Below are 18465 nucleotides of genomic sequence, written 5' to 3' on the forward strand. Positions count from 1 at the left end.
TGCTGAGACCGTATGCGAGCCTCTGAACTGCCGTCAAGTCGCCTAGCCGTCCGGATAGCTGAAGCAAGGAGAACTCTGCTGTAGCTGTGCAGGGAGCTTCGCGGCTTCGCTACAGTGCGTAAACGCCGGCCGTTAGGGTGCCTTCCAACCCGAGTGCTTGGCCTTGGAGGTGTGCAGGGTGGTGGAGCGAGAGGCCGGGATGCCGGGCCTTGCTACTCAGCTGAACCACCTCTTCGCCACCGTTCCGCGGCCCGGCACAAGCCAGCTGTGGAACAACGAGGACGCCGCGGCCGCCATGCGCGAGGCGGGAGTCAACATCTCCGCCGCCTACCTGAGCCAACTGCGGACGGGCAAACGCGACAACCCGTCAGCTCGTCACCTCGGCGCCCTTGCCCGACTGTTCCGGGTCCCGGTGGACTACTTCTTCGACCCAGCAGTCAGCAAGCAGATCGACGCCGATCTTCGCCTACTCGTGGCCGTCAGAGACGCCAACGTCCAGGGCATCGCTCTGCGAGCCCACGGGCTGTCGGCTACCGGCCTGTCAGGCATCGCCGGAATGATCGAACACATCCGCCGCATGGAGCGCCTCGAAGACACCACGAACCCCGATCAGCCTCCGCCGCCGTCGGAGCAGTAACCAGCCCCGACTCCGATCGCTACTGTGTGGGCTGAAGTACAGCAAGGGCGGAGGTGCTGCATGCCAGCTACAGCACGACGGCGGATTCAAGCGGTCCTGACCCAGCTGCAGCCCCTCATCCCTACCCCCTGGGACATCACCGTCCTGGTGGACAGAATCGCGCAGCAACGACGCCGCCCGGTCACCCTCCAGAGCTGGGACTTCGGGACCTGGACCCAGCGAGACAGCAGTAGACCCACAGGACTGTGGATCCCCTCCGCCCGCGCCGACTGGATCTTCTACTCCGACACGGCAACGGCCATCTCCCGCGAGCAAACCATCGGCCACGAACTTGGCCACCTGCTCCTAGGGCACACCCCTCGCCTAGGTGACGCCCCTCCCGAGTTGCTCACGGCTCTCACACCAGCTCTGCCGCAGGACCTGGCCCGCGACATGCTCGCCATGGCCAGAACCGGCTACGAGAAGCAGGACGAGGCCCTGGTAGAGGAATTCGGCACCACGCTCATCCGATTCGGGGCCACACTCCAAACCCGCCAGGAGCCACAAGACGAACTCGGGCGACTGACGGACTCACTACGGTGACCTGGACAGCCATCGCTTTGCTGGCCGTGGCCTGCGCGTATCGACTGGTGCTAGTCCGGCGGCAACCCAACTGGGTCAACATCAGCCACGCCATCGCCGTCATCGCCGCCGCAGTGGGCTTCGCCGCCGTCACCGCAGCTCCGCTCATCGACGCGGCGCTGGGCGCCAACGCCACCGACCTCGTCGGCCACATGTTCGTCGTCATCGGCGCGGTGTCTGCCCAGATGCTGGTACTTGGGATTCGCGTCAGCCGACCGCCCGTCCGCGCCGCCGCTGCCGGCGTCGTCATCGCCTGCGTCGTTCTCGCCGTCATGGCGATCACCTTCGCCGCCGCTCCGATACACCAACGAGCGGTGCTCGACCTCGTCGTCGACCCCAACTACGTGCAGCTGACATCCGTGGCCATCTACCGGGCCGTGTTCGAGGCCTACCTGGCCTACGTCCTGGTCGACATCGTCCGACTGTGCCGCCGCTACGCCGGCATCCCCGGCGACCTCGGCCGCCGGGCCAGTCTCGCCCTGCTCGGGTGGGGGTGCGTCATCAGCGTCGGCTACGCCGTCTTCAACATCGCCTACATCGTGATCCAACAAACCGCCCACCGCACCGTCCCGGTCCTGCACGATCTCGGCTCGCTCGCCGCCCGCATAGGACTGGGCATGCTCGCCATCGGCCTGCTCGTTCCTCAGCTACTACCCGCCACTCGACGATGGCTGACCACACTGGCCGGCATCCGCCGACTTGGACCGCTATGGCGGGCGGTCACCGCGCATGCGCCGGCTGCCACACTGCCCACCCCACTACCAATCACCCCGCGCCGGGCCGAGCTGCGCCACGACCGCCGCATCATCGAAGTCGCCGAAGGGCTGGCCATGATCGAAGCCGCTTCTAACCACGACGGCAGCGAGCAAGAAGCAACCACCAGACTGCGCCACCTAGCGGCCGATCCCACACTTGCGCAGCCACGCGACGCCGCCGCCGAGCGCGCCCGGATCCTGCAGCTGGCCACCGCCTACCGCAGCCGAATCCCGGCACCTATCGACGCGAGAGCCCGCTCACCACGATGACCGGCACCACCACGCAGCAACCCACCAACGTCCGCCACTGGGCGGCGCGCATCATCACCGAAGTCGCCGCGCCCGCCGTGTGCGCTCTGGCCGCCCTGCTCGTAATCGTCATCCGCAATGCCAACACCACAACCGGCGCGGCATGGGGTGTCTTCGCCGCGACCTTCGTTGCGGTCATCCCCATGGGCTACATCGCCCACAGCGTCAAGAAGGGCAAGCTCAGCGACCACCACATCGCCGACCGCACCCAACGCCGCACACCACTGCTCATCGCCGCCGGTTCGGTCACCCTCGCCGTGATCGTCCTTGTCGTGGGTCACGCCCCTCGCGAGCTCACCGCCGTGGTCATCGCGATGCTCGGCGGCCTGCTCACCGTTATTGCGGTCACCCACTGGTGGAAGGTCTCAATCCACGCCGCGGTCGCCGGCGGCCTCGTCGCTGTCCTCGTCGCCCTGTTCGGCCCCTGGGCCATGTTCGCGGTACTCCTCGTCGCCGCCATTGGCTGGTCCCGCACCGTCCTGGGCGCCCACACCTGGCCACAGATCATCGCCGGAAGCATCCTCGGTGCCTTGATGACAGTCGCCCTGTTCATCCCGCTCCGCTAACCGCGACGCTCGCCCCGGAGTAGCGCCTCCCACCGTGCCCTCGCGGCGACGGCCGCGACGTCGAGCGGCATCTGCGGTGTCGTCACGACGACGGCAGCGCTTCGTCGAGCTGCATCCATTGATGCCCCGAAGCTCGGGCGTGTCGTGCGACAAATCAATGCATTGGGCTGACAGCATGCAACCCATGCCAGCAGTCGCAGGTCGGCGCATCAGGCGCAGCACTCGAGCCGGAGGACGCCTCCTCCAGGGACACGTCGACGCAGACGTGCACCGCAAGGCGAACGACGCCGCAGACGCGGCCGGGGTCTCCCTCGGTCTCTACCTCGAAGAGCTGATCCGGCGAGACGAGGTCGACGCCCAAGGCTGCCCGCTCTGGCTCACGCCTCGAACCCAGCACGAAGGGCAGGACGAGCTCCCGCTCAAGACCGCGTAAGGCAGTAACCGGGCCGCAACCGTGGCCTGGACAGCACGAAGCCCCACACCCTGAAGATCAGTTTGGCCGCTGAACGGGTGCGGGGCTCCGTCGAACTACGAGGAGAAGTCTACATGCCGACCCCCGCGCGGGGGTACCGGTCTCGGGCCGCCATCTTGGCGTGTCTTGATGCCGTTGCATCGTCCCCGCCGACATCTGCGAGTAGCCGCCGCTTCACCGTCCGGTGAGCGGTCCGGCGGCCCGCCGCGGCCGCCGCGCACACGCCGTCCCCCCGCCCACAGGGTGGGCGTTGACGGCTGCGTTGTCGCCGCGCCGATCTGTGCGGGTGGCGTCGGTCGACGCGCAAGGCCGGGTGGAGAACCGCTATCCGTCCACCGCGCCGGTGTCGGGCGCGGAGCCGGTGGTGCCGTGGGCGGTGTATCTGACCGATGCCCGTGGCCGGTTCCGGCTGTTGGGGTTCGATCTGGACGCCAAGGCCGGCCCGGTGGAGTCGGATCTGGCCAGGTTGCGCCAGCTGCTGGGCCGGGCCGGTGTGCCGCATGTGGTGTGCCGGTCCGGGCCGGGCGGCGGCCGGCATGTGTGGGCCGCGGTGGGCGAGCCGGTGCCAGCGCCGGTGGTGGCCCGGCTGGCCCGCGGACTGCGGCAGCTGCTGCCCAGCTTGGACGTCAGCGCCCTGCTGAACCCGGCCACCGGTGCGCTGCGCCCCCCAGGGGCTCCGCACCGCCTCGGTGGGCGCAGCGAAATCTTGGCCGGCGACGTGTCGGCGCTGCTGTCCCCGACCGCCGGCGTCCACGCCGTACTGACACTTGCCGGCCTGGTCGGCGACCCACCACCCCGGTCCACCGCCACGACCGATGGGGCGATGCCGGTCGGCCGGGACGAGCACGGCCATCCACACTTGCTCGGTGACCGGCGGCCGCTGCCGCCAGCCGCGCAAGCGGCCCTGACGAGTCCGTTGCCGGCCGAGGCGGATGCCAGCCGGGTGTTGTTCACGGTGCTGTGCGGGGCCGCCCGGGCTCGTTGGCGCCGCGCCGACCTGGACGTCCACGTTGCGGCGGCGGCGGGGTTGGAGCATGTCCGGACTCGCCGGCACGGCCCCCTGCGCGTCGCACGCGATCAGCGGGTTCAGCGGGAGGTGCTGGACCGGAACTGGCGCCGGGCGGTCGCCTGGATCGCCGCGCACCCGACCGACCCGACCGACACGGCCGGCGCCGACCCGACGTGGTTGCCGCGCTGTACCGCTGTCACCGATGCGGTCGCCGGGGTGCAGCGCCGCGCGGACGCCTCCCCCGGCCGCTGGGCCACCGGGGGCGGGCCGGCCGATCGGCGGGTGCTGGACGTGCTGTGCCTGCTGCAGCTGGACGCCGTCCGCCCCGACGGCGTGGAGGCCGACATCCGCCGGCTATCCCAGCTGACCGGCCTGGGCCGGGACACCGCCCGGATCGCTTTGCTGCGCCTTGCCGCCGACGGCTGGATCGTCCAGGTCCGCCCCGCCGAGGGAGTCCACGCCGCCCACTGGACCATCCACACCAGCCCGCCCACGTTGTCCACACCAGAAGTGACCTCAGGTCGGTCACAAGCGGACACGCGCCCCGACCGCCACCTCCCCCTCGATGTCCCTGCTGCTCGCAACGCCTGGCGTTCCCACCTACGGCACCGCACCACCGCTGTTGCCCACGACGTGTTCACCGCCAACCACGGGTTGGCGCATCACTGCGCCCGCACCTACCAAGCCCTCACCACCGCAGAAGAGAGCCCCAGGATCCTGGCCGACCGGCTCGGCTACACCCTGCCCCGCACCCTGGCCTACCTCGAACGGCTACACCGCCACCGGCTCGCCCGCACCGACCCGGCCGGGCACTGGCTGCGACCGGGCCGGGACCAACGCGATGCTGCCGCTACTGCGATCGGCGCCGCGGGAGTGCTGGCGGCGCGGACGGTGCGGCACGAGACCGAACGCACCGCGTGGGCGTGGTGGCTGGACGAGCTGGCCTGGCGGCGCCTGTCCCCCGCCCGCCGCCGCCGCACCCCCGGCGCCGACCAAGCGGCATTACCTCTTCCGGAGCTGCCGGCGCCGCGTCGGCGCCACGGCCCGCACCCCGTGCACCGCGGCCGCGCCGACTATGCCGCCGCCCTGGCCCACCTGCGTAACGAACTACACCGCCAGGCCAGCTGAACAGATCGGACACCGGTCCAGGCGTATCGTCGGCGGTCTTACCGCCCGCCACGAGTAAGCCCACCGTGACTCGGCCGGGACGGAAGCGTTCGGGTTGGTCCAACCGTCTTGGATAGTCGACGAAGTTGTTCTCTGGTGTGTTGACACCGCACTGCAGCATGACGTGGGTGCCGGGGCCTCGAACCTCCCGGCGGCTGCCTGTCACCCGTGTGGAGTGCATCCTCACCGTCCGGTGGTGCCGCCGCGATAACTCCGCAGGCGGCACCACCGACCAGGGATCAGGAGTTGATGAACCGGCTGCAGGCGTTCCAGACCTGTTGTGCGTACCAGCGCATCATCGGGCCTGACACGCCCGGGATGATCGATCGGTTGATGTTGAGCAGCGCGTTGAACGCGATCCGGGTTCCGATCTCAGCAGCGAAGTAGATGGCCACGCCGAGCGGAACTCCGGCCCCCACGATGCACTGGGTGTAGTCCCAGGTGCGCCCCCAGAATGACGCCGGCAGGATCGTTGCCGCCCGACGTCGATCTGCCAGGCCGGACTGCATCACCGCCGCCGGCGCGGCGACCTTGTTCTCCGCGTCTCTGACAGCGCCTTGACGGATCACCGGGTTGATCACGAAGTCTTCGATCCCGGTGGAGGTCGTGGTGCTGACCTCGTGGGCCACAGTGGGCTGTCCGACCGCCTCGGTCGACGTTGCCACTTGGCCCAAGCCGCACACAAGCGCGCTGCTTACCAACACGCCGGTCCCGGTCATCAGCACTCGAGTGCCGAGCCCGGGCCGATCCACTTCTTTGACGACCGACATCGGTCGCTCCTTCCAGGTAGGTGCCCCAGGTGGGCCGTGCCGTCGGTCTTGCGCTGACCGGCAGGCTCAACCAATCAAGGCGTGTGACCGGGGACCACACCTTGACGGGTAGAAGCAGGAAGAGGCCCGCGGTGCGAGAGATTTGCCGAGTCTGCGGGGCCAGCTGGTGTCTCGCATGTCGGTAGCTCAAGCTGTGCAGCGTGAGCATCCCCGAGGACGAGTCCGGCGCCCAACCCAACGTCGGACATGACCCCCTAGTCTTTGAGCCGGGCGACTCAGCCACGCGGATCGTCGAGGAGTGGCTGGAGCGGCCCGCGCTGCGACTACTGGTCGAGCGATTCGGTGGGACGTGGCCGAGCAAAGGCGGCGTCGTACACCGACTGGAAGCGCTGCACGAGTTCAGCGTCGTGTGGGATCGGCGCCAGGGTGCGAGCCGGCTTCACATCGTGGAGGCCGTCGAGGGTGCTGAGCTTGCCGATCTTGTCCTGAAGGCCGCGCAGGAACTTGGCCTAGTGGTGCAACCCCCGTTACAACGCCGAAGCTACGACTGGGCATTCGTACTTGGTGGTCTAGCTACGGGCTGCCTGTCCCGCGTCCAGGCTCTGTCCGCCCTCATAACGGCCGGCACCAGAGTCGACGGTGTTGCGCTTCTTGGTTCCTTCCGACAGCTGCAAGACGAAGAACTGGCTACGTTGTCCGACGAGTCATTTGAAGCGTTAACAGAGGTCGTCACGCTCCAGGCAGCGTCCGACCGATGGCTACACACTGCCGACTGGGCAGAACAGCTTACCGGGAATTTGGTGAGCGATCCACGCCGGGCGTCCTTTCGGGCTTCGGCTGAAGGGATGCACGGCCTGAACGTTCATGCGTTCGCCTCTGCTTCGAGTGAGCCCCAGAAGCGTGCTGCAAATACCGCGGATACGTACCACACGGCAGTTGCCGAGCTTTCCCCTGGCTCCGGAGCGCACATACTCCTGGTCACATCCAGGATCTATCGATATCAATGGCTGGACGCCATCCGTGTTCTCGGTCGGCCGTGCGAGCTATCCATTGAGCTGTACGGCACAGAGTCGGGAGCTAACAGCCGGCGATCCTTCGGACCGAGCTGGTACTTGCAAGAGCTGCGCTCGATGATTACTAGCAGCCTGGCGGTCCTGAGGTAACCCATGCCGGCGCGACGGTCATACTAGGGAATTACATGGAGACATTGACGGTCACCGGCGAACATATCCGCGCCGCACTGAATATGCACCGTGACCACGTGTTGGGCAAAGATGTGGTCCCGGACTCTGTAGCCGCCCTCGGCCCGCTTGCTTCGGTCGTCGCTGAGCCCGGACGCGGATTGCACGCCACTTGGAGGCCAACCGCTGAGCTTAGATTACATGCGTTCTTGACGGACGTTCTCCACGTACGTCACTACGGCGGCGAGCCGCACGTTGGCGACAAACCAACCACAATCATTCGCGTCGTTAGAGCATGTGCCAAATATTACGGAACCAACGCCTTTCCCCACCAATGGGATCAGCTGGAGTATGAGTCGGATTTGAAGAGCGATACTCTAAGCGGCCACGTTTCGCGGTATGCCCCCAGGATGACTGGCGCTGCGGAACAATGGATCAGGGCGGACGGCGGCCCCACAGTGGCCCTTCCGCTCCGCCCGCCTGTGTCTTGGACAACATGGCGTTTGAATGACACTACCCGAGTTAGCCGAGGTCGTCTGCGTTTTGAGTGGCCGCCGCAGGACCTGCGAGCAATGATGCTCAGGCAGCTAATTCAGGGTCAGCCGCGGCATCGTCAAATTCAATACGATCCCCCGTTGGCAGCAACGGCAAAAGGTGTCCTGCAACAGCTTGACGCTTCAAACAAAATTGTTGCATCGACGACTGCGACGAACAGAGGACTAGATCCAAAGCTGACGTGGCTCTTGCTCCGGCAAGTAGCCGGGGAACGCGCACTAGAGTACTTTTTGACCAATCCTCAGTCGCCGGCCGCTGCTGCTTCTGCTGGTGGCCTGATTCGGTACATTCTGCCCGAATGGGGAAGCACGGGCCCGCTCATCCCGGCCACCGTGGATATCGGGGATCCGCTAGATGATGTCGGACACTCGTGGGTGGACATTGCCGCAGCAGTACTTAGTCGAACGTTCTGGTCGCTCGTGGCGGGTAGGGACCGGGTCGAGTTTCTGAACAAGGCACTCACGGAGGCGACCAGCGGCCTCACTGACGAGCAAATGGGACATCGACGCCACCGGCAGCCCCCAAGGCTTATTGTAGTGAGTCGGGACGGGGCTCGACAATTGGGTAACGAAGTTGCGCGAACGCCCGATGCGCGAGGACCTAGCGGTGACATCTTGGAACGTCTCGCCCGTCTTCGGGACAGCACGCAGGTGTCGCGAACCCAGCCATCGGTACGGCAGTACGTCATCAAGAGTTGGCTCGCTGAGGCTGATGCACTTGCAACGGACGAGCGCTTCGGCCCGGACGAGGCAATCGAGCTTGCGGTGCAGCGTCAAGGACTGCTTTGGGATGCGGCCACGACATATGGACAGGCTGAAATGAGTACCCTCTTCGGCCAACTCTCCGACTTCCGTCCGTTAGAGCGCGTCGACCGATCCTCCCTAAGTAAACGTGAATACTTCACCCTCCAATCGCTTCAGGACGACAAGGACCGCGCATTAGCCGTAGCCCTCAGAAAAGGTCCGCGGAGCTGGTTGAGCGCTTCCCGCGATGCCGGCGAGCGAGCTGTGGCGCGCTGGCAAAACGACCCCGCAATCCTCAGTACCGTAGGCGACCTAGGCTGGGACCTTGCACAACAGGATTATCTCGCGCACGCAGGATTCTACGTTACGCGCTTAGAGGAGTACCTCACCGCAAGGTGGCCTGACAGACAACCGGAACCCATCATCCGAGTAGCAGCGAGGGCTCAGCTCTGGGCGTCGGCGGCCGTTGCACTGTTCGAGCAACTAGGCAGCAATCTACCCGCGAACAGATGGGACGAGCAGCGTCGCCTGGCTGTGCCTCTATGGGAGATAAACACTCGATTGCTGGAACTACGCGCGTTCACCGGCGTGCTCGCATGTCTACGGACCAACTTGTTTACCGAACGCGCTTGGCGGGCGCAAATCACCCATGTTGATTGGTCCGTTACCCAGGGCGGGATACGCCACGTGACGACGGGGGCCGACTTGTGGTTGGCGCTGGTCGACGGCTACCTGCACTTGATGCAGCATCCGCTTGTGACTGCTCGCGACTATCCTCGGCTACGCCAACAGGCACTAGGCTTGATGCTCGTGTCGCGGACAGGACTGTTGCCCGTCCCGCCACCGATTGATATCCGGGCTGTTCGGGGGCCAGGTGCTCAATCGGCGTACGAATTGCAGAACGATGATTCGCCGTTGGTAGCTGAGGTGAAGCGAGATCCATGGCTGATTGTAGACGCACTGCTACGCCGGAACGACAAGTTAGGCTGGGTCGGTAAGTTGCACAATAAGGGACCAGTATGGACGCATCTTGTCACGGCGCACGACGAGCTTCTAGCCGCCCTCAGAAGAGCCCGTTAGGCGTCAGCAACCCGAGTTTTCGGAGCTGGGAACGGCGGCGGCTTAGCTGCAGGGAGTCGGGGTGTGCTGCGGGAGCGAAGTGACTGGGAGGAACGGGCGCGTGTCGGCTAAAGTGGCGGCCAGAGCTCGTGGGGACGTCGGAGCCGGGGCCCCGCAGGACCAGGGCGGTGTCCACGTTACCGGCGACCTGATGAGGCGATGTCAAGCTCAGTCGCCCGACACGGGTTCGTCCGCTTGGTGATGCTCTTTCAAGAGAACTACTTGTCGGTTGGTTCGGGCGGCAACCAGACCTTATCGGATGGCGGCGCCAATAGTGATGGTTGATACCGGCTCCGCATAAGCGAATGACGAAATGTCCCGAAGCCCGACTGAAGAGCGTGCGCTCGAGCGTACGACGCACGCTGATGGTTGAAGGACATCTTCATGAGCGGGGAAACGGGACGCTCTGTTTCAGCGATGTAAATCGGCGACGCAAGAATGCATCGATAACCTGTATAATCGCTTGGCTCATACTCGAGCACCTTTGCAACGAACTCAATCTCAGCCAGGCGCGTCAAGTCTTGGTTGAAAAAGTCCGCCTCGCCAATGTCGACGGACCAGGCGGGCGCGCCATTCGAAGCGCTGTCACCATGTGGCTCCGATCGCTCCTTTAAGAAGGTCATGAGCGCTCCCTGACTCGAGTTGGCAAATTTTGATCCGCGGTCACCCTGCCTTTCGGTCGTGTGGTAAGCCGAACCGCCAAGTCCTAGAATCGTGCGGGAATCAGGGTAACCGATAAAGAATGCTACTTCGGCATAGTTATGGAGTCGGCGCGGCCAAAATCCCCAGGCGACTATACAGGTCCCGCGGATATATCCTTCAGCCGGTTCAATCGATATGTCATGAATCTTGCCATCGACTTGAAGCTCGTGGCACACGCGTTCGAGCTTGTGATAAAGGTTGAGATCTATCTGTCTGGCGGTTACGCCTAAGCTGAAAACTCCCGTGTTAACGCCAACGGTAGGGGCAAGCCGGTCCCTCAGCGAGGGCCTTCTTTGAGCGATTAGCTGAGCATGCAGGTTTTCGATCTTCTCCTCCGAAATGTAGAGAAAGTTCCTCATGACTGGACGACGCCGTGTCCGCCGCGGGCTCATGGACGCAGTTTTACCAGGGAGTTGCCCCGCTGTACCAGGATCAAAGTGTGGCGATGCTGGCCTACGTCGTACACTCGGATTCGGAGTAGCGGCCCGGCGCTGAGTGGCAAGGGAGCTGCGCACACGCCGAGCGGCAAAGCGTAGCTACCCGGTATTGCGCGGTCTTGACGGTCAGCGCGCCCAATCCGTTAGCAGGCTGCCCGCACGTAGGCAGCAGCCGGCCACGTGCCTCGCGGTGCGCAGCGGCACAAGGGCCTGTCGGGCCACCGCGTTCAGCGCCAACCCGTCATGCGTGGGCTGGGTACACCAAGCTGCTGCTCGACCTCTGCCCGGAGCCATCGCCTCCGGGTCGTTGCATCACCCCCGACCGGGCCGCTGTGCGCAACCACGCCGCTCGTGGCATCGGGTTAGTGCCACTTAACTCCTCCGGAAGACGGCAAAGTCACGCGCCACCCACTGCGAGTGCCGTACGGATACTTTCGCACCCGGCTATGTAAACAGTAGCGTTGATCCCTTGACGCGCCGCCTCCTGCCCTATCTGTGTTAGATATCCCTGAGTGCGACTGGCAATTGAGACGGCATCCGCTGATTGATTTGTGGCCAACGCTGCACCCAAAGCGTCCACAAAGCCGTCAATGATGGCGGCATCCGACTCTGAAGGCGTCCGGATGCGACTTTCGGGCTTCGCAACAACGCACATGGTGTGGATCTTGTCTATTGCTTCTGCATAAAGTTCTAGGGCGCCGCCGAACTTGTGCTGCGTATAGAGAGTGTGTGCTCTTGTCGCCAATTGATCGGGTATTTGGAGGGGCGGAGTTTGGGGCGCTTGTTTGCGAAATATGGCCATCGGGGCACTGTAGTGGCGTGTGGGGCGACCGTCCAGTGGTGGCGGCGCATTCGTCGTGTTCAGGCTACTGCGGTATAGGGGCTGATGCCACTTCGCGGTTGAGTGGCACTGGCGAAGTGCCCGCTGAGGTAGGCGTCGCGGACGGTGCCGCTGCACCGGTGGAGTACCTGTCTCGCCGTGGTGGTTGCCTTGGCTGCATTAGTGGCTGTTCCTCTCGCGCGTCAATGTGGCAGTCGGTTGCTAGCAGCTCGTTAGCCGGTGTTAGGCGCTGGCACGGCGGTAAGCCTGCTTTAGTAGCGGTTTGAGTGAGGTTAGATCGGCCAGTGGTCGTACTTGGGCGTGGCTGTAGAGGTGTGTTCCGCCGACGATGATCGCTGGCAGGCCGGGGGCGTGTGCGTCAAGGCCCCGGATGTAGACGCTGAGGTGGTCGTTGTGGATTTGAAGGTCGACGAGTTTGCGTTGGGCGTAGTACTTGAAACCTTTGATGCGGGAGCGGCGTGTGACGTCGGTGCCGAGGTTGGTGATGGCGGCGTCGACAGCGTCGAAGACCGTCCGCAAGGTTGGGTTGAGCTTGTCGAGGTGGAGTTGGGCCGGGACGTCTTGGCCGGCGGGGACGGAGCGGGCGAGTTCGACGAGGGTGTGTCCGTCGCTGTTGATCCAGTAGGCCGGGCCTTGTACTTGGGATGTGCGGTCGGCTGCGTCGCCGAGGATGTGCCGGGTCAGTCCGGTCGGTGAGTAGGACTGGCCGTCGGCTTCCCACACCAGGGGTTTGGTGGGGTCGGCCTGCCAGATGGCGTAGCGGCGGTTGGGTTGGGCTTGTATCCAGGGTTCGACGGTGGCTTGTAGCACGGCGCTGGGCGGCTTGAACTCGAGCCGCTCGCCCGGTTCGAGCAGGTCCGCCTCCAACAGGCGGGTAACGGCGCTGACGTCTCGCTGCTTGGTTTGCCGTTCGCCGCGCTCTTGCCGGGCCTGGGTCAGTTCTGGTGAGAGCACGAAGTCTTGGACTTCGGGTGGCGGGTAGTGCTGGGAGACTGTGACCAGGACGTCGTTGGTGGTGCGGTAGGCCTGGAACGCCAGCAGCCGCACGTCGAGGCCGACCTGGTTGAGGAAGACCACTGTGGCGGTGACGGTCTTGGGGAACTGGGAGGCCATCAGGACCAGTCGGGGCTGCTGCAGGCCTTCGTCGGTGATGCTGGCCCACTGCTCGAGCTCGGCCAGGGCGGTGTCCGGGTCGACGGGTTCGCCGCGGCGTGCGGTCAGGAACTGTGCGTGCGCTTGGGCCAGGTGATCGCGGGTGAACCGGGAGACCAGCGCCGCGTACTTGAGGGCCTGCATGTCGACCGTGTCCGGGGCCCGGTCCCGTTTGAGCTCGACGACGACGAGCTGGCCGGTGCTGTCCAGACCGAGCAGGTCCAGACGGTCCCGCTCCAACCCTCCGGAGGCGTCGGTCCACCGTCCGAACTCGGCGGTGACGATCTTGACGTCCTCGCCGATCACCTGCGGGTGCGCGATCACCCACTCCTGCAGGTGCTGACGCTCCCGGAGCCCGGCCTCGGCCAGACCGATCGGCTGCGCCGCCGTCGCCACCGGCCCGGACACTGTGAATACCATCTCCCCCGCCACCCCAGCACCCTCTCAGCCCGGAGCTGCGGCACGGGCCATTTCCGGCGCCGAGGCGGAACACGTGCGGTCAAGCGGCGCTGGCCCACCCGGGTCCGCGGTCGATCATGATGCCGAACAGCGCGTCTTTCAGTTCGTCGGCCAGGTCACGGGCAGCCGCCCCGTCCGCCGGGGTGTGGCACTGCGCCGGCAGGAGACGAAGCTCGCGGTAGACAGTGGCCAGCCGGTCGATGAGGGCGCGGTCCTCGGCGGTGTCGTCGTCGAACACCATCACCGTGAGCACCTCCTTCGCGAGCGGTGCCACCAGATCCACGACGTGAGCCCACACCCGTACACCTGCGGCCAACGCCAGTAGGGTGCCCGGCGCCGGTGGCCGGGCGAGTTGCCCGCTGGCTTGCCGGGCCTGGCAGTGCTTGCAAGTCACCTCGTCGTCGGTCCACTTCCCCGGCTCGAGTGACAGGTGCTCGACCCGGCACGCCGGGTACGCCACCAGGCGACCCCACCGCCGGGCCCACACGGTGCGGTGCACCTGGCCGGCGCCGGTCACCGTCCGCCCGCGGACGTTCGGCGCCGGCAGCGCCGGCACGCTCCGCTCGTCGATCACCGAGATCACGTCAGCAAGCCAGAACTCGTCCATCATCATCAGTCCTCTTCTTGGGTTGGGTGGTGCGGTAGGGGTGGTGGGCTGGCCGCGTCGGCGTCAGGCCGCGGTCGGCAGGTTGTAGCGGTGGTGGACGCCGTGCACGTACGGCGTGCTGGTGCGCAGTCCCACCGTGATGACCACCCCGTCGTCGTCGCCGACCACGACTCGGATCACCGCTCCGACGAACACGGTCCGGCCTGACTCGTGGCCGAACCCGCCGGGCAGGGTCATCAACGGACGCTGCAGCACCGACTCGACCTCGGCCCGTGGGATGCGCAGGTCGCGCATACGGCCGACGGCATGCTTCGAGTAGACCGGCTGTGCGCTTTCGTGAACGGGCATGGCGATCCTCCTGGAGGAATGTCGTGTTGGTTTCGCGGCTCCCGAACGGGTGCCGTTGGAAAGACCCTAGAGCTGCAGCTCCCGAGGCGTCAAGGGCGTCGACCCGTCGAATTTACACGGCGAACGACCGTCCCGGCCATCTAGCATCATCCCAGCTCAGACGGTGTATAGACGATCTTCCAGCACTTAATTAATGGGGTTCGGGAGTTAGTGCTGGTCGGTAACGGCTGAGCGCCAGTACATAAGGGCAAGTCTATTTGTAGCAGACACCGCCACGATAAGGGCCCGCACGTTTGCAAGTCGCGGCGAGGCCCTATTACGCGAGCCCCCTTAGTTGCCGTGACAGGCGCCCAAAATTTTTGACCGGCGCCGTCGAGCAAAATATTGGGCAGACGGTCGCGGGCGTAGCCGACCTGCGACGCTGCACGACACCAAGTGCCGCTCTAGTAGCTGCTCGCGGCGACCCCAGTGGAGCGGTGTCAGCTGGCACTGGCAGATGTCGTCACGGCGGGGGCCGCGCGGTCGACACGTCGAGGCTCTGCAGGTCCGCTTTCGTGGTGACAGACCGGTTCGCACGCTCCGGTGGCAGGATTCAAAGCCGTGACCGCTGAAGTCCGCTGCGAGTTGTGTGACCTGCCCCGAACGCAGTGTGAGCACGGGCGCACAGCTCAACAGGCCGCTCGGGCGGGTACCGCTCGTGTGCTGATATCTCCTCAGGGTTTGGCGCACTTCGATGGCTGCCGGCACAAGGGGGACGACCCGGATATGAGCCGCTGGGGCGAGTTGGAGACGCCCGGCGCCTGGATCCGGTTGGGCAACGGGGAGCAGCTACCGGCGACCGGTGGCGACAGGCCGGATCGGGTGGCGACCCGGAGATGCGCAGACTGCGTCGACCACGGACCTTGGTGACAGCCGCCGCTCCTCACAGTGACAAGGCAGGCCGGGCCGGCAAGCACGAACGCGGCGCCTGCTTGGACTGCCACTCGCGGTAGCCAGTTCGAGGCACGTCAGGTGTGCTGTACCCGTCCTCCCTGTTCCAGCAGCTGCTTGGTGCGAGCCTCGAGTTCGGCGATCCGGGTGTCCATGTCGTCCAGGGCGTCGCCGATGTTGGCGAGCTGTTCGCGGGCGGCGTGGCGTTGGTGGATGCCGTGTTGCCACTGCTGGATGTCGTAGGTCAGCGTGGGCGCCAGGACTTCGTCGGTGAACTCGATGGGTTGCTGGCCGCTGGCCGGTGGCGGGATGTCGCGGTGCGGCTGGTGGGTGCCGGCGGCGGCTTGTCGGGCGAGGTGGGAGATGGACTGGCGGGATAGGCCGGTGGGTCGGTCCAGGGGTGTCCAGCCGTGTTGGTCGATCGGGGGGAGCAGCGGGATTGCGTCTCCGGTCCAGTCGGGTGGGCGGGGGCTGTAGCAGTTGTGGGGGATGCCGGCGTGCAGCGGGTCGGCGTAGTGCAGTACGTGCGCGACCTGTCGGGTGCCGCGGGTGGCTTCGAGGTAGAGCAGGTCCATCCAGGCGGTGACCGCGCAGGCCGGGCACGCCCACGCCTGGTCGGTCGCAGCTAGTTGGACGTCTCCGGCGGGGGTGGTGATGGTGGCGGCACCGCGGTTGATGGTGATGTCGGCGGCGGTGAGTTGGGCAAGGTGGCGGTAGGGGATGTCTGCGGCGGCCAGGACGAGAAGGGCGCGGTCGCGGCGGCCGAACCAGCCGCGGGTCCAGCCGCTGGCCGGGAGCCGGCGTAGCGCAGTGTCGACGGCGGCCGGGTCGAGCGGCCGGCGCGCCGGCCGGGCGGGGCGGCCGCGGACCAAGTCGCGGAGTGCGCCGCCCCGGGCGGGCGGCGGGTGGCCGGCGGCGCGGTGGTGATGGTCGATCGCGGTCAGCCGCCGCCGTTGGGTGGCCGGTTGGGCGGGGCAGGCGACCAGGAATGCGTGCACCGTGTCCAGGTCTGCGGGTAGCGGTGTCCGGCCGATTGTGGCGCACCAGTCGAGGAACAGTTGCCACTCGGCTGTGTACCGAGCGGCGGCCGCGGCCGGCTGCTGCTCGGTGTCGTCGGGTTCGGTCGTCATGACCTACAGCCCCAACCTCGTGACCGCGTTGCCTACGAGGGGTGCGTGTTCGCGGGCGTAGGTCTCCAGGATGGTGGGGTTGCGGTGGCCGGTCTGCCGCATGATGGCGTGCGCGTCGGCGCCCTGCCGGAACGCTTCGGTGACGAACCCCGAGCGCAGCGAGTGGCCGCCGAGCCGAGCGATCTGGGCGGGGGTGTAGCCGGCGTCGGCGGCGCGGCGGGCGAGGACCTCGTTTACGGCCTGCCCGGACATGGCGCGGCTGCTGATGGCGCCGGTCTTGTGGACGGTCGGGAACAGCGGCGCCTGCGGGTCGGTGGGCTGCGGTACGTCGACGCGGCAGACATGGCCGTCGACGCCGGGATCGCCGGCTTGCTGGAACAGGGCGGCCATGACCGGCCGCCGCTGCTCGGCCGGCGGCAGGCCGGCAGCGGTGTCGAGGAGTTGCCGCCAGCGGGTGTAGGCGCAAGGCGGGCAAGTCTGGGGGTCCCTCCCATAGGGGACGGCCTTCACCGTGCCACGGGCTTCCTGGTCGGTCTTCGACTTGCGGACGGTGATGTGCAGCCCGTCCACCCGATGCACCACTACATCGCCCAGCCTGAGGCTGACGAGTTCAGAGCGGCGGGCCGCGGTCGCGAACCCGAGCAACAGCAGTGCGGCGTCGCGGCGGGCGATCACCCCGGCCGGCCAGGTGTGGAACGCCGGCCGCAGTGTCCTCAGCAGGGACCGGATGTCGTCGAGTAGCAGCGGCGCCCGCCGTGCCGGCGGGGTCGCCCGGGCGCGGCGGATCCCGGCCAGCGCCCGCCGCACCACCTCGGCCCGGCCGGGTGCGTCGAGGCCGGCGGCGGTGTGGAACTGGTTGATCGACGACACCCAACGGGCCAACGTGGCCGCGCTGTACCGCCACCGCGTCCCGAACCCCGACTCCCCCATCCCCGCCGGCCGCTGCTCCCCCGCCGCCTCCGTCACATAGGCGGCCACCGTCAACGGATGCGCCGGCAGGCTGGCCTGCCCCTGCTCGTGGCACCACCGTTCGAACCGCGCCCAGTCCGACCGGTACGCCGCCTTCGTGGCCGGCGCCGTCGACGCCTCCACCGCCGCCCACACCCGGGCGAGCGCCTCCGCGTCCAGCTGCTGCGCCGGGTCGATCTGCTCGGCGACCTCGGCGTCGAGGTCGACCTGCCGCTCCCCCGCCCACCGCGCCGGCTTCTCCAGCGGCGGCGCAGGCGTTGTAGCGGCGGAACGTTGCACCGCCACGGCGTCGTGGACGATGACGGGCCGCGGCCCGTCCGCCGCGTCGAGCTGTCGGGCGGTGCTCACCGGTCCGCCGATCCACTGCGATCGTCGGCCCCGTCGCCGGCGACAGGACGACGGGATCGCCGTCGAACCGTCCACACGAGAAGCAGACCAGCCGACACGGCGGCCAGCATGGCGCTGCCCCGTAGGCCCAACGTGGCTAGAGCGGGGTCCGTGGCGCGGCGGATCGCCGATGCAAGCACCAACCCGCAGACGACCACGACCACGGCCAACGCAGCGGCGGCAAACGGACGCAGGCCCGGCTGCGGACCTGGCCTCGTGCTGCGCAGCACCAAGCCGCTGACGACCAGCCACAGCGCGGCGGCCACCAGCCCGAGGACGAAATCCAACCAGCGCCGCGGCCCGGATGGCAGCAGCAGCGCGCTGCTCGCGCCCAGTACGCCGATGGCGAACCCGGCCCAGGTCCACAACCGAAGCGACGTCCGCGGCGAGCTCACGACGACACCACCGACAGCACGCAGCGGCGACCGCCTGCGCCAGATAGTGCTGCACGTTCGGCCACCGCCCTGCCCTTCCCCACCGCTGCTCTGCCCGCCTTCGTCGCTGGCGCCGTCGACGCCTCCACCGCCGCCCACACCCGCGCGACAGCGTCACGCGGCAGCTGCTGTGCCGGGTCCAGCTGCTCGGCAACCGCAGCAGCG

The 18465-nt window shown here is 66.8% G+C and carries 16 protein-coding genes; 7 read left to right on the top strand and 9 right to left on the bottom strand.

The features are described 5' to 3' along the window. Nucleotides 1–178: 178 nt before the first annotated feature. From IEY37_RS19700 to IEY37_RS19720, 5 genes are all read left to right on the top strand, one after another. Entirely contained in the window at nucleotides 179–637 is a 459-nt protein-coding gene (locus IEY37_RS19700; protein WP_229674679.1) for a helix-turn-helix domain-containing protein, read from the top strand. A gap of 147 nt (nucleotides 638–784) precedes the next feature. Beyond that, complete coding sequence (locus tag IEY37_RS19705) at nucleotides 785–1219, top strand: M78 family metallopeptidase domain-containing protein (protein ID WP_188944638.1); 435 nt, start codon at nucleotides 785–787, stop codon at nucleotides 1217–1219. Further along, nucleotides 1216–2283, top strand: a complete 1068-nt coding sequence (locus IEY37_RS19710; protein WP_188944639.1) for an MAB_1171c family putative transporter — start codon at nucleotides 1216–1218, stop codon at nucleotides 2281–2283. Before IEY37_RS19705 ends, IEY37_RS19710 begins: the two co-directional genes overlap by 4 nt. Further along, nucleotides 2280–2888: a phosphatase PAP2 family protein gene (locus tag IEY37_RS19715; RefSeq protein WP_188944640.1), complete on the top strand. Its 609-nt coding sequence runs from the start codon at nucleotides 2280–2282 to the stop codon at nucleotides 2886–2888. The genes IEY37_RS19710 and IEY37_RS19715 overlap by 4 nt, the downstream gene beginning before the upstream one ends. 722 nt (nucleotides 2889–3610) lie before the next feature. Then, nucleotides 3611–5497 (top strand): hypothetical protein, encoded by a 1887-nt coding sequence (locus IEY37_RS19720; protein ID WP_188944641.1) that lies wholly within the window; start codon nucleotides 3611–3613, stop codon nucleotides 5495–5497. A 278-nt stretch (nucleotides 5498–5775) separates the two neighbouring features. Here IEY37_RS19720 and IEY37_RS19725 read toward each other — a convergent pair whose 3' ends face one another. Further along, on the bottom strand, nucleotides 5776–6306 hold the full coding sequence (locus IEY37_RS19725; RefSeq protein WP_188944642.1) for a hypothetical protein: 531 nt from the start codon (nucleotides 6304–6306) through the stop codon (nucleotides 5776–5778). A gap of 200 nt (nucleotides 6307–6506) precedes the next feature. Between IEY37_RS19725 and IEY37_RS19730 the strand changes: the two genes are divergently transcribed. Together IEY37_RS19730 and IEY37_RS19735 are read left to right on the top strand one after the other, a co-directional pair. Next, nucleotides 6507–7469 (top strand): hypothetical protein, encoded by a 963-nt coding sequence (locus tag IEY37_RS19730; RefSeq protein WP_188944643.1) that lies wholly within the window; start codon nucleotides 6507–6509, stop codon nucleotides 7467–7469. Nucleotides 7470–8656: 1187 nt separating this feature from the next. Then, entirely contained in the window at nucleotides 8657–9865 is a 1209-nt protein-coding gene (locus IEY37_RS19735) for a hypothetical protein (RefSeq protein ID WP_188944644.1), read from the top strand. 257 nt (nucleotides 9866–10122) lie between these two features. Here the strand turns inward: IEY37_RS19735 and IEY37_RS19740 are convergent, their stop codons facing one another. The 8 genes from IEY37_RS19740 to IEY37_RS19775 all read right to left on the bottom strand — a co-directional run bounded on the left by IEY37_RS19740 (nucleotide 10123) and on the right by IEY37_RS19775 (nucleotide 18261). Continuing rightward, a complete protein-coding gene (locus IEY37_RS19740; RefSeq protein ID WP_188944645.1) occupies nucleotides 10123–10965 on the bottom strand; it encodes a DUF7019 family protein in 843 nt (280 codons plus the stop codon). Nucleotides 10966–11440: 475 nt separating this feature from the next. Beyond that, nucleotides 11441–11845 carry a hypothetical protein gene (locus IEY37_RS19745; RefSeq protein WP_188944646.1) on the bottom strand — a complete coding sequence of 135 codons (405 nt, stop codon included), beginning with the start codon at nucleotides 11843–11845 and terminating at the stop codon, nucleotides 11441–11443. A gap of 261 nt (nucleotides 11846–12106) precedes the next feature. Further along, on the bottom strand, nucleotides 12107–13468 hold the full coding sequence (locus IEY37_RS19750; protein ID WP_188944647.1) for a DUF5655 domain-containing protein: 1362 nt from the start codon (nucleotides 13466–13468) through the stop codon (nucleotides 12107–12109). 67 nt (nucleotides 13469–13535) lie between these two features. Then, nucleotides 13536–14108, bottom strand: a complete 573-nt coding sequence (locus IEY37_RS19755; RefSeq protein ID WP_188944648.1) for a hypothetical protein — start codon at nucleotides 14106–14108, stop codon at nucleotides 13536–13538. Nucleotides 14109–14165: 57 nt separating this feature from the next. Continuing rightward, nucleotides 14166–14450 carry a hypothetical protein gene (locus IEY37_RS19760; protein ID WP_188944649.1) on the bottom strand — a complete coding sequence of 95 codons (285 nt, stop codon included), beginning with the start codon at nucleotides 14448–14450 and terminating at the stop codon, nucleotides 14166–14168. Between the two features lie 1007 nt (nucleotides 14451–15457). After that, the gene (locus IEY37_RS19765; protein WP_188944650.1) at nucleotides 15458–16510 is read right to left on the bottom strand and encodes a site-specific integrase; all 1053 of its coding nucleotides are present in this window, start codon (nucleotides 16508–16510) and stop codon (nucleotides 15458–15460) included. Between the two features lie 3 nt (nucleotides 16511–16513). Continuing rightward, nucleotides 16514–17827, bottom strand: coding sequence for a tyrosine-type recombinase/integrase (locus IEY37_RS19770; RefSeq protein WP_229674680.1), 1314 nt, complete (start codon nucleotides 17825–17827; stop codon nucleotides 16514–16516). Further along, nucleotides 17824–18261 carry a hypothetical protein gene (locus IEY37_RS19775; protein WP_188944651.1) on the bottom strand — a complete coding sequence of 146 codons (438 nt, stop codon included), beginning with the start codon at nucleotides 18259–18261 and terminating at the stop codon, nucleotides 17824–17826. Before IEY37_RS19775 ends, IEY37_RS19770 begins: the two co-directional genes overlap by 4 nt. Between the last annotated feature and the right edge of the window lie 204 nt (nucleotides 18262–18465).

This window comes from Nakamurella endophytica (genome assembly GCF_014646215.1).
GTDB classification, from domain to species: Bacteria; Actinomycetota; Actinomycetes; order Mycobacteriales; family Nakamurellaceae; genus Nakamurella; species Nakamurella endophytica.